Source organism: Acutalibacter sp. (genome assembly GCF_056800975.1).
On sequence record NZ_JBQISV010000015.1, the window covers coordinates 17,571 to 34,532 of the forward strand.

Genomic DNA, 16,962 nt, shown 5'->3' on the forward strand with positions numbered 1-16,962 from the left:
AGAAAATCAGCTCCGGCTCCGCTTCCGTTGGGCGCTTGCCCGCATGTCGCGGCCCATGAATTCCAGCTTGCCATAGTACCCGGCAATGCGGGAGGCCAGCCGCTCTCCATACCGCCTCTCGATCTCCTTGAGATTCAGGTTGGAGCTGATAATGGTGGGCCTGTCCGCCATCATCCGGGTGTTGATCACGTCATAAAGAGCCGCGTTGATGTATTTGGACTCAGACTCTGCCCCCAGGTCGTCCAGAATCAGCAGGTCGCAGTCCTTCATGGAGCTGGCGGTGCTCTGCTCGTCCTCCCGGTCAAAGCGTTCCTTCTCAAAGGAGCTGGTGAAGCTCTGCACCGAGCCGTATACCACCCCGAAGCCCTTCTCAATGGCGGCGTTGGCAATGGCCAGAGACAGATGGGTTTTGCCCAGGCCCGTGCCCCCGTAGAACAGCAGGCTGGGGGAGTGGGGCCGCAGCCGCTCCGCATACTCCCGGCAGGCCCGCAGAATGGCCCCCATCTGCTTCAGGGCCCGGGGGTCGTCCTGGTAGCATTCCAGAGAAAAGCGTTCAAAGCTGCTGGCGGCCAGGGGCAGGCCGTCGCTGAGCTGCCGGTAGGCGGTCTGCTTGCGCAGCTGCCGGTAGCAGGCGCACATACGCCCGTCCACAAAGCCGGTGTCCTTGCATTCAGAGCAGTGGTAGGCGGGGGCCAGGTCCCTGCGGGTGAGTCCGCAGCCGGCCAGCAGGGCGTCATATTCCCGGCTGAGGGCCAGCCCATGGGCCTTGTGACGCTCCATCTGGGCGCGTACATCGCCCCCGGAGACCACGGCCCGGGCGGCGGCCGCCGCGTTGTGGGCCAGCTCCCGGCGAATCTCCTCCGCCCGGGGACAACGCTGGAAAAATTCCTGCTGCCGGGCAGCGGCAGAGGCCTCGGCGGTCTGCTTCCGCTGTTCCAGCTCAAGCCTTGCGGCCTCCAGAACCCTTCTGTCATAGCTCATAGGAAAAAGCTCCTTCTGAAAATAGTGGTGGATGTACAGGGGACGTTACAGCTCCTCTGGCAGGTCCAGACTGCTCATGCCCATCAGCTCGTCAATGTCATAGCTTTTGGCAGTCTTTTCCTCCGCCTTGGCCTGGGCCTTGGCAGCGGCCAGCTCCTCAGGCCTCTGAATGCCCTTGTCATGCCAGCCGGTAAGTACCTTGTCCATATAGGCGGCGCTGAATTTGCCGGTGTGCTCCGCGCACTCGTCGTAGGCGCAGGCGAGCATTTCGTCTGAGAAGCTCCAAGCATACACCCACCGGCAGGCCCGCTCCGCCTCTTTTTTGCTGGGGGAACGGCGGTTGAGCCCGGCGGCGGCGGAAACCCGCTGCCAGGCCAGCCGCTCCCGGCTTAGAGCCTGCAGCTTTTCCTCTGCGGCCTCCACAGAAAAAATCCCGTTCTCCGCCCAGTCCCGGGCCACAGCGTCAATATAGCTTGTGCCCATATGCCCGCTCTCCACCGCATAGTGCAGCAGCATCACAGTCACCTCCACAGGCAGGCCGTAGTCGTCGGTAATGGTCACCAGAACCGAGGACATGGCAGGGGAGAGGGTCCTGCCCAGCACGGACTCCGCCTCTTGCAGAAGAAAGCGCATCCCTTCCGACTCTGCCATCCGCGCGGCCATGTGCTCTCCATCCGGGCGGAGCAGACGTTTTTTGGGAGGCAGCACCTTGGGCGTTTCCGGCTGAGGGGGACTGGGCGGGGCCGCTGCTGGCTCAGGAGTGGCGGGTGCTGGGGCCTCTTTCTGGGGCGGCTGAGGGCGGGGCTCCTCCTGCTGGGGCATGGGGCTCAGCAGCGTGCCCGAGCACCGCAGCAGCCCCCGGTCGCACCAATAGTCCAGAGCGTCCCGGGCCGAGTCGGGGGACATGCCCAGCCGCTGGGCCAGCTCCTCCGGCGAAAAGCCCTGGCCCCCAAAGCGCAGCAGCCACAGGATGACCTGAAGCTGCTCCTTTCCGGCCAGCTTCAGGTGCTGGTCCACCAGGGCGCAGGGGACGGCAAATACCTGGTTCCACATTCCCACGTCGAGACGGTAATCCATATATCATTCCTCCAAAAGACGGTTGTTGGTTGGTGCGCTGCATGGGGCAAGGGCCTCCCCGGCCTTTTGCGGCAGGGGAACGCCGGGCAAACAGTCCGGCTATGCCTTTGGTACATTATAGCACAGCTTTTCCGAATTGCAAATACGCCAGGGGAAATTGTGGGGCAGGCAGAGGGTCTGCTCAGTCGACGGATGGTAGAACCGGAAAAAACGGAGAATAATTTTACGCAGCGGGAGCATTTGACCGGTGCTTCGCCAAGCCGCCCGCCCCTGCCAGAGCCCGAAACGCCTACAGCCCAGTGTGGGAGGCCTGTGCAGCCTTGAACCTGCGCGGCTCGGGCGAATGTCAAGCGCAAAAAGAGACCGCCGGTCCAAAGAGGACAGCGGTCTCTTTTTGCGGGACTTAGCTGGGCAATCTGGCCGTCACCCAAGGCGGTCCGGCTGGACGAGGCCGGGGTCCTCCTTCTCCGGCAGGGGGAACTCCACAGTAACTTGGGTGCCCTGCCCCGGGACGCTGTGCAGGCGGAGCTCCCCGTGGTGGATCATCACCGCGTGCTTGACAATGGAGAGCCCCAGCCCAGTGCCTCCCGCCGCTTTGGAGCGGCTTTTGTCCACCCGGTAAAACCGCTCGAAAATGCGCTCCTGCTGGTCCAGGGGAATGCCGATGCCGGTATCGCTCACGGTCAGCAGGATTCTGTCCTCCTTTTGCTCCACATCCACAGCGACGCTTCCCCCGGCCCGGTTGTACTTGATGGCGTTGTCGCAGAGATTGTACACCACACTGTGCAGCAGCTGGGGGACCCCCTGCAGGGGGGCGGGCCCGCCGGTGAGGGTTAGGGCCACCTGGGCCGGCTCCGCCGCCTGGTGCAGGCTGCCCACAGCCTGGGCGGCTACCTCGTACAGGTCGACAGCCTCAGGGCGCAGCTCCTGTGCGCCTCCGTCCAGATGGGACAGGCTGATGATGTCCTCTACCAGCCGCACCAGACGCTGGGCCTCGGTGTAGATTTTGCCGGCAAAGGGGGCCGCGTTCTCTGGTCCGGCCATGCCTGTGTGCAGCAGCTCGGCATAGCCGGAGATGGCGTGCAGGGGGGTCTTCAGCTCGTGAGAGACATTGGCCGTGAACTCCCGGCGGATTTGCTCCGCCCTTTCCAGTTCCTGCTGCTTTTCCTCCAGAGCGTCCTTCTGGGCCTTCAGCTGCCGCTGCTGGCTGTTGATGCGGCGCAGCAGGGGAGAGAGCTCCTCATAGCCCCAGCCCTCCATGGGGCGGTCCAGGTCCAGGCGGTTCAGGGGGCGGACAATGCTTTTCGCCAGGCGCAGAGCCAGCACTGAGGAAAGAACCAGCGCAATGAGGCCGATGGCAGCGGCAGGCTGGGCCATGCCCAGGGTCAGCACCAGCAGGGAGCTTTGGGCGACAGACAGCCGCAGCACAGTGCCGTCTGGCAGAAGCCGGGCGCTGTACAGATACTTTTCCGTCAGGGTGGCGGAGGCCCGGACGCTGGCGCCCTGGCCCTGTTCCAAAGCCTCCCGCACCTCCTCCCGGGCGAGATGGTTCTCCATTTCCCCGGCGCTGGACCGGCTGTCGTACAGCACGCCGCCGCCGGCGTCAATCCAGGTGACCCGGTACTGCTCCGCTTCCAGCCCATTCAGATATTCCAGCCCCCCGGTCTCCACCCCCCGGGCGGCCAGGTCGGTCTGGATTCTCAGCTGGTTCTGCTGCAGGGCGGAGAAATAGTCGTACAGTACAGACAGAAACAGCAGGGCGCTGGCGGCAAACACGCCTGCAGCCACTAACAAAATCGTCCTAAAAATTCGTTTTGTCATGACTGCCCTCCATCCGGTAGCCCACGCCGCGAACGGTCTGGATGCTGCCGCCGCAGGCCCCCAGCTTGGTGCGCAGGGTGCCGATGTGTACATCCACGGTGCGGGTCTCCCCCAGATAATCGGTGCCCCATACCCGGTCCAGCAGCTGGCCCCGGGTGAAGACCTGGCCGGGGCTTTGCAAAAAGACATGGAGCAGCTCATACTCCTTCAGGGTGAGGCTGACCTGCTGCCCGTTGGCAAGAACCGTGTGGGTCATAGGGTTCAGCTCCATCCCGCCCCAGCGCAGCGCGCCGGTCTCCTTGGGGCCTGCCCTGCGCAGCACGGCCCGCACCCTTGACACCATCTCCATCATGCCAAAGGGCTTGGCCAGGTAGTCGTCCGCCCCCAGGTCCAGCCCGGCCACCTTGTCATATTCCGTGCCCTTGGCCGTGGTCATAATCACAGGGACATTCCGGGCTGCGCTGCCGGAGCGCAGCTTTTTCAATATGGAAATGCCGTCCTCCCCCGGCAGCATAATGTCCAGAAGCACCAGATCCGGCTCCTGGTCCTTTATCGCCTGCCAGAAGGCCGCCCCATCCTCAAAGCCCCGGGCCTGAAAGCCGGAGGCGTTCAGGGTGTAGAGCATCAGGTCCCGGATGCTGCCGTCGTCCTCCACACAATAAATCATCCTGGCTCCTCCTCTATCCTTTGATAGCCTGATTATACACCAAGCCGGGCTTTTTTACGAGACCGGGGCCGCATATTTTTTCAGATACCCCTGATAGCTCTCCCGGAACTCCGGGCTGTCCTCCCGGAATGCCCGGAGGGACTGGTGCAGGTTCATGCTGTGCTCTTCCATGTCCAGAACGCAGCCCGCAATATTGGAGCAGTGGTCTGCTGTGCGCCCCAGGTCGGTGAGCAGGTCTGACCACACAAAGCCCGCGCCGATAGAGCAGGTTCCCTCCTGCAGCCGGCGGATATGGCCGGTGCGCAGGCTCTCCTTGAGAATATCGATCACCTGCTCCAAAGGCTCTACCCGCATAGCAGCCTCCCTGTCGTTGCGGACAAAGGCGGTGAGACTGTGGTCCAGAATTTCGTTGACCGCGGCGGCAATCACCTGATATCCTGCCCGGGCCTCTGGGGTAAAGGCAATGCCCTTGCTCCGCAGCTCCTGGGCGGAGCGCAGCAGGCTTACCCCATGGTCGGCAATACGCTCCCAGTCGCCGATGATTTTCAGCAGCTTGGCCGCCTCCATGCTGTCGGCCTCGCTTACCGGCTGAGAGCTCAGCCGCACCAGATAGGTGCCGAGAATGTCCTCAAAGCGGTCGGTGCGCTCCTCCTTCTCCTCAATGGACTCCGCCAGGGCAGGCGAGCTGTCGTCAAAGGCAGTGAGGCCCTCGCGCAGGGCTTCGGCGGCGGTCTCCGCCAGGTCCACGGCCACCTCGCGGCAGCGTTCAAGGGCAATGGAGGGAGTGGCCAGCAGCCGCTCGTCCAGCTCGGCCACAGCCTCGGCCTTCTCCCCGTCCGGAATCAGCCGGATGACCAGCCGTTCCAGCATGCCGGAGAGGGGCAGCATCAGCAGAGTGCACAGCAGGTTGAACACCGAGTGGGCGGCGGCGATGCCGAACAGAGAGATGGGCTCATCCAGCAGAGCAGGGGAGAAAAGGGCCTTTACCAGGCAGAACACTGTGAGCCACATCCCTGTGCCAATCACATTGAAGGACAGATGCACCATAGCCGCCCGTCTGGCGTTTTTGTTGGCCCCCACGGCAGAGAGCATGGCTGTCACACAGGTGCCGATGTTCTGCCCCATAATAATGGGGATGGCCGCGCCATAGGTCACCTGCCCGGTAACGGCCAGGGCCTGCAGAATGCCCACCGATGCGGAGCTGGACTGGATGACCGCTGTGAGCAGGGCCCCGGCCAGCACCCCCAGCACCGGGTTCTGGAACAGCAGGAACAGTTCCCGGAACGCAGGGACCTGGCTGAGCCCTGCCACTGCCCCGGACATGGCCTCCATGCCGAACATGAGGGTGGCAAAGCCCAGCAGAATGGCGCCGGTGTCCTTTTTGGCGGCGCTTTTGCAGAACAGATAGCACACAATGCCAATCGCTGCCAGAATGGGGGTGAAGGAAGAGGGCTTCAGCAGCTGGACCAGAAGATGGCTGCTCTCGATTCCCGCCAGGCTCAGCACCCAGGCAGTGACCGTGGTGCCGATATTCGCCCCCATAATGACATGGATGGCCTGCTTCAGCGTCATCAGGCCGGAGTTGACAAAGCCCACCACCATGACTGTTGCCGCCGAGGAGCTCTGTATCACCGCCGTAACCCCCAGGCCTGTAAGCAGCCCGGCGGTTCTGCCTGTGGTAAGCCGCCCCAGAATGTCCCGCAGCCTGCCCCCGGCCCGGCGTTCCAGGGCCTGCCCCATAATGCTCATGCCGAACAGAAACAGCGATAGCCCGCCCAGCATGCTCAAACCGTCAAAAATATCCATGATTTTGCTCCTTTCCCTCATATGGTACCCTTACGGGAAAAGGATAACAGGCGCATATCAAATTTGTTATCGGAATCGTGTAAAATCTATGTAAAGCCGCCCGACAAAGGCCGGAACAGTCAAAAAAGGGGAGAGGCCCGCCCCAGGGGACAGGCCTCTCCATTTATAACAGGAGGCGTTATTGTTATTGTTATTGTAATGCCGTCAATCTGCTTGGCGCAGGTTGACGCTGGTCAGAGTCTATTATACCGTAAATCTGTTCGGAGAAGTCCGGTGCTGTGACTTGGCATCGCCAAGTCATGCGCAGCAAAAGAGAAACGCTTCGCACTTTAGGGCTTCTCCCTGTGTTCGTCAGAACACATTATACCACGCCCTGGGCAATCATGGCGTCAGCGACCTTGACAAAGCCGGCGATGTTTGCGCCCATCACATAGTTTGTGGCGTGGCCATACTGCTCGGCGGCTGCATCGGCATTGGCAAAAATGTTCTCCATAATGCCCTTCAGCTTCGCATCCACCTCTTCAAAGGTCCAGGAGAGACGCTGGCTGTTCTGGCTCATCTCCAAGGCGGAAGTAGCCACGCCGCCGGCGTTTGCCGCCTTGCCGGGCCCGAACAGCACCCCGGCCTGCTGCAGCAGCTGGGTGGCCTCCAGGGTGGTGGGCATGTTTGCGCCCTCGGCCACAGCGATAACTCCATTGGCAATCAGCTGCTTGGCGTCGTCGGCGTTCAGCTCATTCTGGGTGGCGCAGGGCAGGGCCACGTCGCACTTGACAGACCAGACGCCCTTGCCCTCGTGATATTCGGCGCCCGGGCGATACTTCTTATATTCGGTCAGACGCTGGCGGTTGACCTCCTTGATCTCCTTGACAGCCGCAAGGTCAATGCCATCCGGGTCATAAACCCAGCCGGTGGAGTCGGACATGGTAACCGGCTTTGCGCCCAGCTCATAGGCTTTCTGAGCGGCGTAAATGGCCACATTGCCCGCACCGGAGATGACCACGGTTTTGCCGGCCAGCTCATGGCCGTTCTTCTTCAGCATGGCGTTGGTAAAGTACAGCAGGCCGTAGCCCGTGGCCTCGGTGCGGGCCAGCGAGCCCCCATAGGTGAGGCCCTTGCCGGTGAGCACTCCCTCAAAGCTGTTCTTCAGCCGCTTGTACTGGCCGAACAGGTAGCCGATCTCCCGGGCCCCGGTGCCGATGTCTCCGGCGGGCACGTCGGTGTCGGCGCCGATATGGCGGAAGAGCTCCGTCATAAAGCTCTGGCAGAAAGCCATGACCTCCCGGTCAGACTTGCCTTTGGGGTCAAAATCGCTGCCGCCCTTGCCGCCGCCGATGGGCAGGCCGGTAAGGCTGTTTTTGAAGATCTGCTCAAAGCCCAGGAACTTGATTACCGAGAGGTTCACTGAGGGGTGCAGCCGCAGGCCGCCCTTGTAGGGGCCGATGGCGGAGTTGAACTGGACCCGGAAGCCCCGGTTCACCTGGACCCTGCCCTGGTCGTCGACCCAGGGCACCCGGAAGATCAGCTGCCGCTCCGGCTCCGTGATGCGCTCCAAAATGCCGGCCTGCTCATATTTGGGGTTTGCGTTGATGACAGGCTCAAGAGAGGCGAGGACCTCCTGGGCGGCCTGCAGAAACTCCGGCTCATGGGTGTTCTTCTGCTTGAGAAGCTCCAGCTGGGCGGATACATAAGACATAGCTTTTCCCTCCAAAATGCAAGTTTGTTGTTTTCTTCCTGCAAATCACAGGGACTATATTACCATAAAACCCGCGATATTGCAAGGGGTGAAAATAAAAAATCAAAAAAATTTACAAAACTGACAGAAGGAAATTGCAGAAAGGGATGGCTGCTGGTATAAATTTCCTTGACATCAGCGGGGCTATCGAGTAAAATAAGCTTGTGTGCGCGGGTGTGAAAACCCGTATGCCGGTCTGTTGGAAAAGAGGGAACGGAAGCCAGAAAGCGTTGCCAGCGGCTGACAGCTGTAGCTTTTCTGCCGCTTTCATGGGGAAGCCATGCTTATTCTGCCCCGCGTCCCCTGCTTTGCTCAGACACGGCAAGCTCAAAAATATCATGAGCCGGAAGGAGCGACCTGCCAATGAACAGCAGAGACGTCTACGAGTCCCCCCTGTCCGCCCGATACGCGGGCAGAGAGATGAAATACCTTTTTTCGCCGGATATGAAATTCCGCACCTGGCGGCGGCTGTGGATTGCCCTGGCCGAGGCGGAGCACGAGCTGGGCCTGCCTGTCACCCAGGAGCAGGTGGACGAGCTGAAAGCCCACGGGGAGGATATCAATTATGAAGCGGCCGAGGCCCGGGAGAAGGAGGTCCGCCACGACGTGATGAGCCATGTGTACGCCTATGGACAGCAGTGTCCCAAAGCGGCGGGCATCATCCACTTGGGTGCCACCTCCTGCTATGTGGGCGACAACACGGACATCATCATTATGACCGAGGCCCTGCGGCTCATTCGGGGCAAGCTGGTGAACGTGCTGCGGGTGCTGGCCAGGTTCGCGGAGGAATATGCGGGGCTGCCGACTTTGGCTTTCACCCACTTTCAGCCGGCCCAGCCCACCACAGTGGGCAAGCGGGCCTCTTTGTGGATGCAGGAGCTTCTGATGGACCTGGAGGACGTGGAGTATCAGCTCTCAAAGGCAAAGCTCCTGGGCTGCAAGGGCACCACCGGCACCCAGGCCAGCTTTTTGGAGCTGTTTGAGGGGGACCATGAGAAGGTGAAGGAGCTGGACCGGCGCATTGCCCAGAAGCTGGGCTATCAGCAGGTCTTCCCTGTGTCGGGACAGACCTACTCCCGCAAGCTGGACAGCCAGATGCTGAACATCCTCTCGGGCATTGCCCAGAGCGCGGCCAAGTTCAGTAACGACATCCGCCTTCTGCAGCATCTCAAGGAGGTGGAGGAGCCCTTTGAGAAGGGGCAGATTGGCTCCAGCGCCATGGCCTACAAGCGCAACCCCATGCGCACCGAGCGCATGGCCTCTCTGGCCCGGTATGTGATGAGCGACGCCCTGAACCCGGCCCTCACCGCTGCCGCCCAGTGGTTTGAGCGGACTCTGGACGACTCGGCCAACAAGCGGCTGAGCGTGGCCGAAGGCTTTTTGGCAGTAGACGGTATTCTGACCCTGTATGCCAATGTGGCCGACGGGCTGGTGGTGTACCCCAAGGTGATTGAGCAGCGGCTGCGCAAGGAGCTGCCCTTTATGGCTACTGAAAATATTATGATGGACGCGGTGAAGCGGGGCGGCGACCGCCAGCAGCTCCACGAGGCCATTCGGGTGCACTCCATGGAGGCCGGCAAGGTGGTGAAGGAGCAGGGCGGTGAAAACGACCTGCTGCAGCGCATTGCCGCCGACCCCATCTTCGGGGTGGGCATGGAGGAGCTGGAAGGCATTCTTCAGCCGGAAAAATATGTGGGACGGGCCCCGGAGCAGACCAGAGAGTTCCTGCAAGACGTGGTGGGCCCGGTGCTGGAAAAATATAAGGACATGGAGACAGAAAAGGCGGAGGTCACGGTATGAGCCGGATAGAATGGTATGTCCCCATGCCAGAGGATTTGTGGTTTCGCCAGAAGCTGCTGGAAGACCCTGCCACCATGAGCTACAACAAGGGTTATGACCTGGGCTTTGCGGGGTATCATAACGACACCGGCTGCATAGACTTCCCAGAGGAGGCCTGGGCGGACTGGTACGCCCGGTGGGTGGGCTCAGAGCCCCAGCGGTTCTATGCCTACCTGCGGCAGCGGGAGACCGGGGAGTTTCTGGGGGAGGTGGACCTTCACCAGACAGAGGGCCCCGGGGTGTATGAGATGGGCATTGTGCTGCACAGCGCCCAAAGAGGGAAGGGATACTCGAAAGAGGGAATCCGCCTGCTGCTGGACTGCGCCTTTGGTAAGCTGGGGGCCAAAAAGGTCACCAACTGCTTTGAGTCCAGCCGGGAGGCGGCGCTGAAAATCCATAAAGCGGCGGGCTTTCAGGTGGAGAAAGAGGAGAATGGACTGCTGTACCTAGCTATAACTCGAGAAACCTAACGGCGAGCCAAGAGAAAAGTTTCCCTGGTGGGGTGTGGGGTGAAGCTCCGCGACCTTGCGTGCCAGCGCCAAAACCGTCGTCAGACAAGCGAGCGCAAATATCGCCATTTCCCGCAGGAAAATGGCGATAAAGGGCGTTGGTAGTAAAAAGCCTACGGCGGCACAGGTCGCCGCCTCCGGCAAGGCCGTGGGACTCCGTCCCACACCCTGCCAGGGCTCTGCCCTGGACCCGCAAGGGGCCGGAGGCCCCTTGACCCCGTTTCCGTCTTTAGTCGGCTTCTGGGAACTGGGTGCTGCCTCGAGCCGTTAGGTTCTTATTAAAAAATCATCCAGATAAAATATATTTCATTTTCAGAAAGGCAAGGAGAAAAATGGTTAAAGCAATCGTGGGCGCCTGTTGGGGCGACGAGGGTAAGGGAAAGATCACCGACACCATGGCCGAGAACTCTGATATTGTCATCCGCTTTCAGGGGGGATGCAACGCCGGCCACACCATTATCAACGAGTATGGCCGCTTTGCCCTGCATCAGCTGCCCTCCGGGGTGTTCCGCCAGCATATCACCAACATCATCGGCAACGGTGTGGCCCTGTCGCCGGAAAATTTCATCAGCGAGCTGAAGTACATTGAGGAGGGCGGCGTGCCCACCCCCAAAATTCTGATTTCAGACCGCTGTCAGGTACTCATGCCCTACCACAAGGAGCTGGACGGCCTGGAAGAGGCCCGCCTGGCCGACAAGGCCTTTGGCTCCACCAAGTCGGGCATTGCCCCCTTTTATTCAGACAAATACGCGAAAATCGGCTTTCAGCTCAGCGACCTGTATGACGATAAGGACGCCATTATGGAGCGCATCGACCATGTGCTGGGGCTGAAGAACGTGCTGTATACCCAGCTGTACCACCAGAAGCCCCTGGACCGGGAGGAAATCTACCGCCAGCTGATGGATTACAGAGAAATGCTGGACCCCTATATTACCGACACCACCACTTTGCTGTACAATGCGGTGAAGGAGGGCAAGACCATTCTGTTGGAGGGCCAGTTGGGCTCTCTGCGGGACCCGGACATGGGCATTTATCCCATGACCACCTCCTCCTCTCCTCTGGCAGGGTACGGCGCGGTGGGGGCGGGAGGCATTCCCCCTTATGCCATCGGGCAGATTGTGGCAGTGGTAAAGGCCTATTCCAGCGCGGTGGGCGCGGGAGAATTCGTGTCGGAGATTTTTGGCGAGGAGGCGGAGGCCCTGCGCCAGCACGGGGGCGACAAGGGCGAGTACGGAGCCACCACCGGCCGTCCCCGGCAGGTGGGCTGGCTGGACCTGGTGGCGGCAAGATACGGCTGCATGGTCCAGGGGGCCACAGACGTGGCCTTTACCGTGATGGACGCTCTGGGCTATCTGGATGAAATTCCCGTGTGCGTGGCCTATGAGCTGGACGGCAAGCGGATCGACTCCTTCCCGCCCACTGCCCAGCTGAAAAGGTGCAAGCCGGTGCTCGAGGTGCTGCCCGGGTGGAAGTGCGACATCCGGGGCATCCGGAAATATGAGGACCTGCCGGAGAACGCCCGGCGGTATGTGGAGTTTGCGGAAAAGCACCTGGGCGTGCCTGTGACTATGGTCTCCAACGGGCCCTCCCGGGAGGATATCATGTACCGCAAGGTCTGACCCGGGGAGGCCGGGGCTGTGAAATCAGGAACGGAAAGGGAGGCGGTCATATGTGCGGGATCGTAGGATATATTGGGGAGGAACAGGCCGCGCCTGTACTGCTGGAAGGCCTGAAGCGTCTGGAATACCGGGGCTATGACTCGGCGGGCGTGGCGGTGTATACCGGCAGCGGGGTGCAGGTGGTCAAGTCAAAGGGGCGGCTCTCCGTGTTGGAGGGCATCCTTCATGAGGGAGAGGACCTGCCCGGCAGAGTGGGCATTGGCCACACCCGCTGGGCCACCCACGGCGCGCCCTCCGACGTGAACTCCCACCCCCAGGTCAGTGACGGGGGTCTGTTCGCGGTGGTGCATAACGGTATTATAGAGAACTATCTGGAGCTGAAAAACCACCTGAAACGCCGGGGCGTGGCCTTTGCCTCAGACACAGACACAGAGGTGGTGGCCCAGCTGCTGGAATACTACTACCAGGGGGATGTGCTGGACGCCATCCGCCAGGCGATTCAGCGGGTAGAGGGCAGCTATGCCCTGGGGGTCATTTGCGCCCACTGCCCGGAGAAGGTTTTTGCCGTGCGCAAGGACAGCCCCCTGATTGTGGGCCTGGGCCAGGGCGAAAACTTCATCGCCTCGGACGTGACCGCTGTTCTGAGCCATACCCGCACCATCTGCCGGCTCAACGACCAGGAGATCGCTGTGTTGGAGCAGGACGGCGTCCGCTTTTACGACCGGGACCTGGAACCTGTTGAGAAGACCCCGGAGCAGGTGGAATGGGATGTGGCCGCGGCGGAAAAGTCCGGCTATGAGCACTTTATGCTCAAGGAGATTTTCGAGCAGCCTGAGGCCCTGCGCAAAACCATCTCCCCCCGTATCCGGGAGGGGCGGGTAAGCCTGGACGGCATCAGCCTGACCCGGGAGCAGATTGAGGGACTGAGCCGGGTGTATATTGTGGCCTGCGGCACCTCTTACCATGTGGGGGCTGTGGCCAAGTACGCCTTTGAAAAGCTCCTGCGCCTGCCCATTGAGACGGACGTGGCCTCGGAGTTCCGCTACCGGGACCCGGTGATGGATGAGCGGAGCCTGGTCATCATCATCAGCCAGTCCGGCGAGACGGCGGACACTCTGGCAGCCCTGCGGGAGGCCAAACGCCAGGGAGCCCGTACCTTGGCGATTGTCAACGTGGTGGGCAGCACCATTGCCAACGAGGCGGACGACGTGCTGTACACCTGGGCCGGGCCGGAGATTGCCGTGGCCTCCACCAAGGCCTACAGCACTCAGCTGGCGGTGGTCTACCTCATCGCCCTCTATATGGCCCAGGAGCTGGAAGCCCTGCCGCCCCAGGAGCTGAAAGCCTCTCTCAAGGCGTTGGAAGCCCTGCCGGACCAGGCGGAGCAGTGCCTTTCCCACAAGGAGACCATCCAGTATTTCGCCTCACAGTATTTCAACGCAAAGGATATCTATTTTATCGGCCGCAACGTGGACTACGCCGCCTCGCTGGAGGCCTCGCTGAAGCTCAAGGAGATCTCCTATATTCACTCAGAGGCCTACACGGCCGGAGAGCTGAAGCACGGCCCCATCTCCCTCATTGAGGAGGGGACTCTGGTGGTGGCTATCTGCACCTGCCGCCGGCTGTTCGACAAAATGATGTCCAACATCCGGGAGGTAAAGGCCCGGGGCGCGGTGGTGCTGGGCATTACCACAGAGGACCTGCGGGAGAGGCTGGCCCAGGAGAGCGACTGCCAGTTCTGCGTGCCGGCGACCCTGGACTTCATGCTGCCCAGCATGAGCATTCTGCCCCTGCAGCTGTTCGCCTATTATGCGGCGGGCATGAAGGGCTGCGACATCGACAAGCCCCGGAACCTGGCCAAGTCTGTGACAGTGGAGTAAGGGGGAGCGCATGGGAAAGCTATCGGACGTGAAAATGTTTGTGCTGGACATGGACGGCACCATCTATCTGGGGGACCGGCTGTTTCCCTATACCCGGGACTTCCTCCGCCGTGTGAAGGAGACGGGTCGTGATTTCTGCTTTTTCACCAATAACAGCTCGAAAAACCGGGAGGCCTACCTGCAAAAGCTTCAAAAAATGGGGATCGAGGTGCCGCCGGAGAAGATGCTCATCTCCAACGGGGTCATTCTGGATTGGCTCAGGGAAAACCGCCCAGGCCAGTCCGCCTATGTGGTGGGCACCCCCCCCCTTGTGGAGGATTTTCAGGCGGCGGGCCTGCCTCTCTCCGACACCGCGCCGGACTATGTGGTGCTGGGCTTTGACACCAGCCTCACCTATGAAAAGCTGCGGCTGGCCTGCGATTTCATCCGGGCCGGGGCCCCGGTATACGGGGTCAACCCGGACTGGAACTGCCCGGTGGAGGGAGGCTTTATTCCTGACTGCGGGTCCATCGCGGCGCTGGTGAAGGCCTCCACTGGGGTGCAGTGCGAGTTTTTTGGCAAGCCCTCTCCTCACACTCTGCGCTATATGCTGAAGCACACCGGGTGTCAGCCCCAAGAAATGGCGGTGGTAGGTGACCGTCTGTACACGGATATTGCCGTGGCGGCGGGGACAGAGGTTCTGTCCATTCTGGTGATGAGCGGCGAGACCACCCCGGAGATGCTGGCGTCCAGCGAAACCAAGCCGGACCTGACCGTGGAGAATATCGGCCGGCTGGCAGAAATGCTGTAAAATGAGAATACCTTCTTTTCCGGCGGGCAAACTACCGGCAAAGGAGGTATTTTTCATGGAGTATTTCAATGCCTTTTGGGTGGGCGGGACCATCTGCCTCATCGGCCAGCTGCTCATCGACCTGACCAAGCTGACCCCTGCCCGCATTATGGTGACCTTTGTGACAATGGGCGTACTGCTGGGGGGACTGGGCCTTTACGGCCCCCTGGTGGACTACGCGGGAGCTGGGGCCACTGTTCCCCTGTGCGGCTTTGGCTGGGCCCTCTCTGAGGGGGTGCGCAAGGCTGTGGTAGAGCAGGGCTTTCTGGGGGTGTTCACCGGTGGGCTGACTGCCGGCGCGGCGGGCACCACGGCAGCGGTATTCTTCGGCTACCTGGCAGCGCTGCTGGCAAAGCCCAGAGACAAGGCATAACAAAACGCCTCGCGGCAGACACCGCGGGGCGTTTTCGGTATAATATAAAAGCTTACAGCATAGAGTAAAGGCTGGCTGCCAACACTCGTGAAAGGGCAGACGGTTTCGTTGACCCGGTATTGCCGTGTAGAGCCTCCCACTGTCCAAAGAACGAGAAAGGGAGGCTGAAACGTCGCGCAAAAGCGCACGGCCCCTTTACCTCGGTTGGGAAAAGCAGACGGGCCCGGCTCACGCCTCAAGCGTCAGCACACCGGCACAGTGAGAGAAAGGCTCAAAGGTCATGCCCGGAAAAAGCGGGCGCAGCTCCTCATACACAAAGTAGAACTCGTCCCCGTCCCAGTCCGCCCCAGCCTGAGCACGGCAGTCTTCCAGCTCCCGGCGGGTGGCAAAGGCCACGTCGCCAATGAGCAGTTGTCCGCCAGGGGCCAACAAGGGTAAAAGCTCCCGGATCAAGAGAGGCTTCTCCTGGTCGCGAAGGTGGTGCAGGGCATAGGTGGACACAATAAAAGAATACCGGCGCTCCTTTAAAGAGGCGGGCAGGCCGGTGGTAAAGTCCCCTGCAAAAAGATGGGCATGAGGCATTTTCGCCTGGGCTGTCTTCCGCATTTTGGGGGAGAAGTCCATGCCCCATATTTCACAGCCCTGCTCATACAGCCGGGCGGTGAGCGCAGCAGTGCCAAAGCCCAGGTCCAGCACAGCACAAGGGCCCTGAGACATAATCTGCCGGTAAATGTGCCCCAGCACCTGCTTGTACCCGGCAAAGGGGTACGCGTTGTTTTCGTCAGCAAGGCCAACGGCTTGGTCATAGCCGTCTGCCCAAAGGTCAAAACCGGTTTGATCCAGCATTCTATTTCCTCCTGTCGTGGGGACGGGAGGAGGGTGTTCTCAAAGCCGGACCTGCCCGAAAGCAGGGCCATATGGAGAGAACCTGTGGGCCCGAAGCTTTATTGAATGGAGCAGTCCAAATAGTGCTCCAGCTCCTCCTCGTCCCGTTTGTGGTCCAGATACAGCAGCAGAGCCGTTACTGAAGCGGCCACAGCTGCAATGGCGGTGATCAGTCCGATCAACAGAGTGAGCTTGGTTCCCTTTTTCATAGGTGGACACCTCCAAAAGTTAAACTATATTTATAATAACCAATATCAGGCCAAAAGTCAAGCCATTATTTGGAATTGAGACACAAAAGATAAAAGGCCAGAGCCCAACCGGGCCCAAGCCTTCGCGCGGAGGCAGTATTCCTCCCAATCTCATGTCACTGAAAGCCCAACGCTCAGGCGCTGGCGTTCAGCTTCTTATCCAGAGCGGCCTTTTTGTGGGCAGCATTGTTCTTGTGGATGATGCCCTTGGCTGCGGCCTGATCGATCTTCTTCATAGCGGCCCGGACCACAACGGCTTTGTCGCCGGCGTTGTTCTCAATGGCTGCGTTGGCCTTTTTGATCTGGGTCTTCAGCTGAGAGTTGACGGCGCGGTTCTGCATGGTCTTGGTGGCGATGACCTTTACCCGCTTTTTGGCGGACTTGATGTTCGGCAAGCGTAACACCTCCTTACCCAATATCGTACTAGAGGTATGATAGCACAAAACCGCAGAAATTGCAAGCACTTTTTGCGCGCCGGGCCGAATTTGCTCCCGCTGTGTCCCTGTGACGGAAAGCAGGCGGAGAGAGGCGGAAAATGTGACGGAATTGTTAAAAGTCAAAAAAAACCAAAAAGGCTCTTGACTTTTACTGACCATGAGACTACAATAGGTTTAGCACTTGAGAGATGAGAGTGCTAAACTGATCCGTCTGTTATCTCTATCCCGCCGGCTTCCGGCGGATATCGCCCCCCGGCGG

The 16,962-nt window shown here is 60.5% G+C and carries 15 protein-coding genes; 6 read left to right on the forward strand and 9 right to left on the reverse strand.

Annotated features, from left to right (window positions below; all coding sequences use genetic code 11):
* Nucleotides 1-6: 6 nt before the first annotated feature.
* From ACTO5E_RS03145 to gdhA, 6 genes are all read right to left on the reverse strand, one after another.
* Nucleotides 7-981: an ATP-binding protein gene (locus ACTO5E_RS03145; RefSeq protein ID WP_482301504.1), complete on the reverse strand. Its 975-nt coding sequence runs from the start codon at nucleotides 979-981 to the stop codon at nucleotides 7-9.
* Nucleotides 982-1,026: 45 nt separating this feature from the next.
* Entirely contained in the window at nucleotides 1,027-2,058 is a 1,032-nt protein-coding gene (locus tag ACTO5E_RS03150) for a DnaD domain protein (protein WP_482301506.1), read from the reverse strand.
* A gap of 423 nt (nucleotides 2,059-2,481) precedes the next feature.
* Nucleotides 2,482-3,879, reverse strand: coding sequence for a sensor histidine kinase (locus ACTO5E_RS03155; RefSeq protein ID WP_482301509.1), 1,398 nt, complete (start codon nucleotides 3,877-3,879; stop codon nucleotides 2,482-2,484).
* Nucleotides 3,860-4,546 carry a winged helix-turn-helix domain-containing protein gene (locus ACTO5E_RS03160; RefSeq protein ID WP_482301513.1) on the reverse strand — a complete coding sequence of 229 codons (687 nt, stop codon included), beginning with the start codon at nucleotides 4,544-4,546 and terminating at the stop codon, nucleotides 3,860-3,862. Before ACTO5E_RS03160 ends, ACTO5E_RS03155 begins: the two co-directional genes overlap by 20 nt.
* A gap of 54 nt (nucleotides 4,547-4,600) precedes the next feature.
* On the reverse strand, nucleotides 4,601-6,352 hold the full coding sequence (locus ACTO5E_RS03165; RefSeq protein ID WP_482301515.1) for a Na/Pi cotransporter family protein: 1,752 nt from the start codon (nucleotides 6,350-6,352) through the stop codon (nucleotides 4,601-4,603).
* Nucleotides 6,353-6,713: 361 nt separating this feature from the next.
* Entirely contained in the window at nucleotides 6,714-8,045 is a 1,332-nt protein-coding gene (gdhA, locus tag ACTO5E_RS03170) for an NADP-specific glutamate dehydrogenase (RefSeq protein ID WP_482301516.1), read from the reverse strand.
* A gap of 402 nt (nucleotides 8,046-8,447) precedes the next feature.
* Here gdhA and purB point away from each other — a divergent pair, with 402 nt between their 5' ends.
* The 6 genes from purB to spoVAE all read left to right on the forward strand — a co-directional run bounded on the left by purB (nucleotide 8,448) and on the right by spoVAE (nucleotide 15,133).
* Nucleotides 8,448-9,884, forward strand: coding sequence for an adenylosuccinate lyase (gene purB / locus ACTO5E_RS03175; protein WP_482301518.1), 1,437 nt, complete (start codon nucleotides 8,448-8,450; stop codon nucleotides 9,882-9,884).
* Complete coding sequence (locus ACTO5E_RS03180) at nucleotides 9,881-10,393, forward strand: GNAT family N-acetyltransferase (RefSeq protein WP_482301520.1); 513 nt, start codon at nucleotides 9,881-9,883, stop codon at nucleotides 10,391-10,393. The genes purB and ACTO5E_RS03180 overlap by 4 nt, the downstream gene beginning before the upstream one ends.
* Nucleotides 10,394-10,764: 371 nt before the next feature.
* A complete protein-coding gene (locus tag ACTO5E_RS03185) occupies nucleotides 10,765-12,051 on the forward strand; it encodes an adenylosuccinate synthase (RefSeq protein WP_482301522.1) in 1,287 nt (428 codons plus the stop codon).
* A 50-nt stretch (nucleotides 12,052-12,101) separates the two neighbouring features.
* Nucleotides 12,102-13,931 (forward strand): glutamine--fructose-6-phosphate transaminase (isomerizing), encoded by a 1,830-nt coding sequence (gene glmS, locus ACTO5E_RS03190; RefSeq protein ID WP_482301523.1) that lies wholly within the window; start codon nucleotides 12,102-12,104, stop codon nucleotides 13,929-13,931.
* A gap of 10 nt (nucleotides 13,932-13,941) precedes the next feature.
* Nucleotides 13,942-14,721, forward strand: a complete 780-nt coding sequence (locus ACTO5E_RS03195) for an HAD-IIA family hydrolase (protein ID WP_482301525.1) — start codon at nucleotides 13,942-13,944, stop codon at nucleotides 14,719-14,721.
* A gap of 55 nt (nucleotides 14,722-14,776) precedes the next feature.
* Complete coding sequence (spoVAE, locus tag ACTO5E_RS03200; protein WP_482301527.1) at nucleotides 14,777-15,133, forward strand: stage V sporulation protein AE; 357 nt, start codon at nucleotides 14,777-14,779, stop codon at nucleotides 15,131-15,133.
* Nucleotides 15,134-15,361: 228 nt separating this feature from the next.
* On the opposite strand, the gene ACTO5E_RS03205 is transcribed toward spoVAE, so the two are convergent.
* From ACTO5E_RS03205 to rpsT, 3 genes are all read right to left on the reverse strand, one after another.
* Nucleotides 15,362-15,979 (reverse strand): class I SAM-dependent methyltransferase, encoded by a 618-nt coding sequence (locus ACTO5E_RS03205; protein ID WP_482301529.1) that lies wholly within the window; start codon nucleotides 15,977-15,979, stop codon nucleotides 15,362-15,364.
* A gap of 98 nt (nucleotides 15,980-16,077) precedes the next feature.
* On the reverse strand, nucleotides 16,078-16,227 hold the full coding sequence (locus tag ACTO5E_RS03210) for a hypothetical protein (RefSeq protein ID WP_322168825.1): 150 nt from the start codon (nucleotides 16,225-16,227) through the stop codon (nucleotides 16,078-16,080).
* Nucleotides 16,228-16,400: 173 nt separating this feature from the next.
* Nucleotides 16,401-16,661, reverse strand: a complete 261-nt coding sequence (rpsT, locus tag ACTO5E_RS03215; protein ID WP_482301530.1) for a 30S ribosomal protein S20 — start codon at nucleotides 16,659-16,661, stop codon at nucleotides 16,401-16,403.
* Nucleotides 16,662-16,962: the final 301 nt, after the last annotated feature.

Coding starts and splice junctions, on each gene's coding strand:
- ACTO5E_RS03145 (WP_482301504.1), bottom strand. CDS start 981: ATGAGCTATGACAGAAGGGTTCTGGAGGCCGCAAGGCTTGAGCTGGAA.
- ACTO5E_RS03150 (WP_482301506.1), bottom strand. CDS start 2,058: ATGGATTACCGTCTCGACGTGGGAATGTGGAACCAGGTATTTGCCGTC.
- ACTO5E_RS03155 (WP_482301509.1), bottom strand. CDS start 3,879: ATGACAAAACGAATTTTTAGGACGATTTTGTTAGTGGCTGCAGGCGTG.
- ACTO5E_RS03160 (WP_482301513.1), bottom strand. CDS start 4,546: ATGATTTATTGTGTGGAGGACGACGGCAGCATCCGGGACCTGATGCTC.
- ACTO5E_RS03165 (WP_482301515.1), bottom strand. CDS start 6,352: ATGGATATTTTTGACGGTTTGAGCATGCTGGGCGGGCTATCGCTGTTT.
- gdhA (WP_482301516.1), bottom strand. CDS start 8,045: ATGTCTTATGTATCCGCCCAGCTGGAGCTTCTCAAGCAGAAGAACACC.
- purB (WP_482301518.1), top strand. CDS start 8,448: ATGAACAGCAGAGACGTCTACGAGTCCCCCCTGTCCGCCCGATACGCG.
- ACTO5E_RS03180 (WP_482301520.1), top strand. CDS start 9,881: ATGAGCCGGATAGAATGGTATGTCCCCATGCCAGAGGATTTGTGGTTT.
- ACTO5E_RS03185 (WP_482301522.1), top strand. CDS start 10,765: ATGGTTAAAGCAATCGTGGGCGCCTGTTGGGGCGACGAGGGTAAGGGA.
- glmS (WP_482301523.1), top strand. CDS start 12,102: ATGTGCGGGATCGTAGGATATATTGGGGAGGAACAGGCCGCGCCTGTA.
- ACTO5E_RS03195 (WP_482301525.1), top strand. CDS start 13,942: ATGGGAAAGCTATCGGACGTGAAAATGTTTGTGCTGGACATGGACGGC.
- spoVAE (WP_482301527.1), top strand. CDS start 14,777: ATGGAGTATTTCAATGCCTTTTGGGTGGGCGGGACCATCTGCCTCATC.
- ACTO5E_RS03205 (WP_482301529.1), bottom strand. CDS start 15,979: ATGCTGGATCAAACCGGTTTTGACCTTTGGGCAGACGGCTATGACCAA.
- ACTO5E_RS03210 (WP_322168825.1), bottom strand. CDS start 16,227: ATGAAAAAGGGAACCAAGCTCACTCTGTTGATCGGACTGATCACCGCC.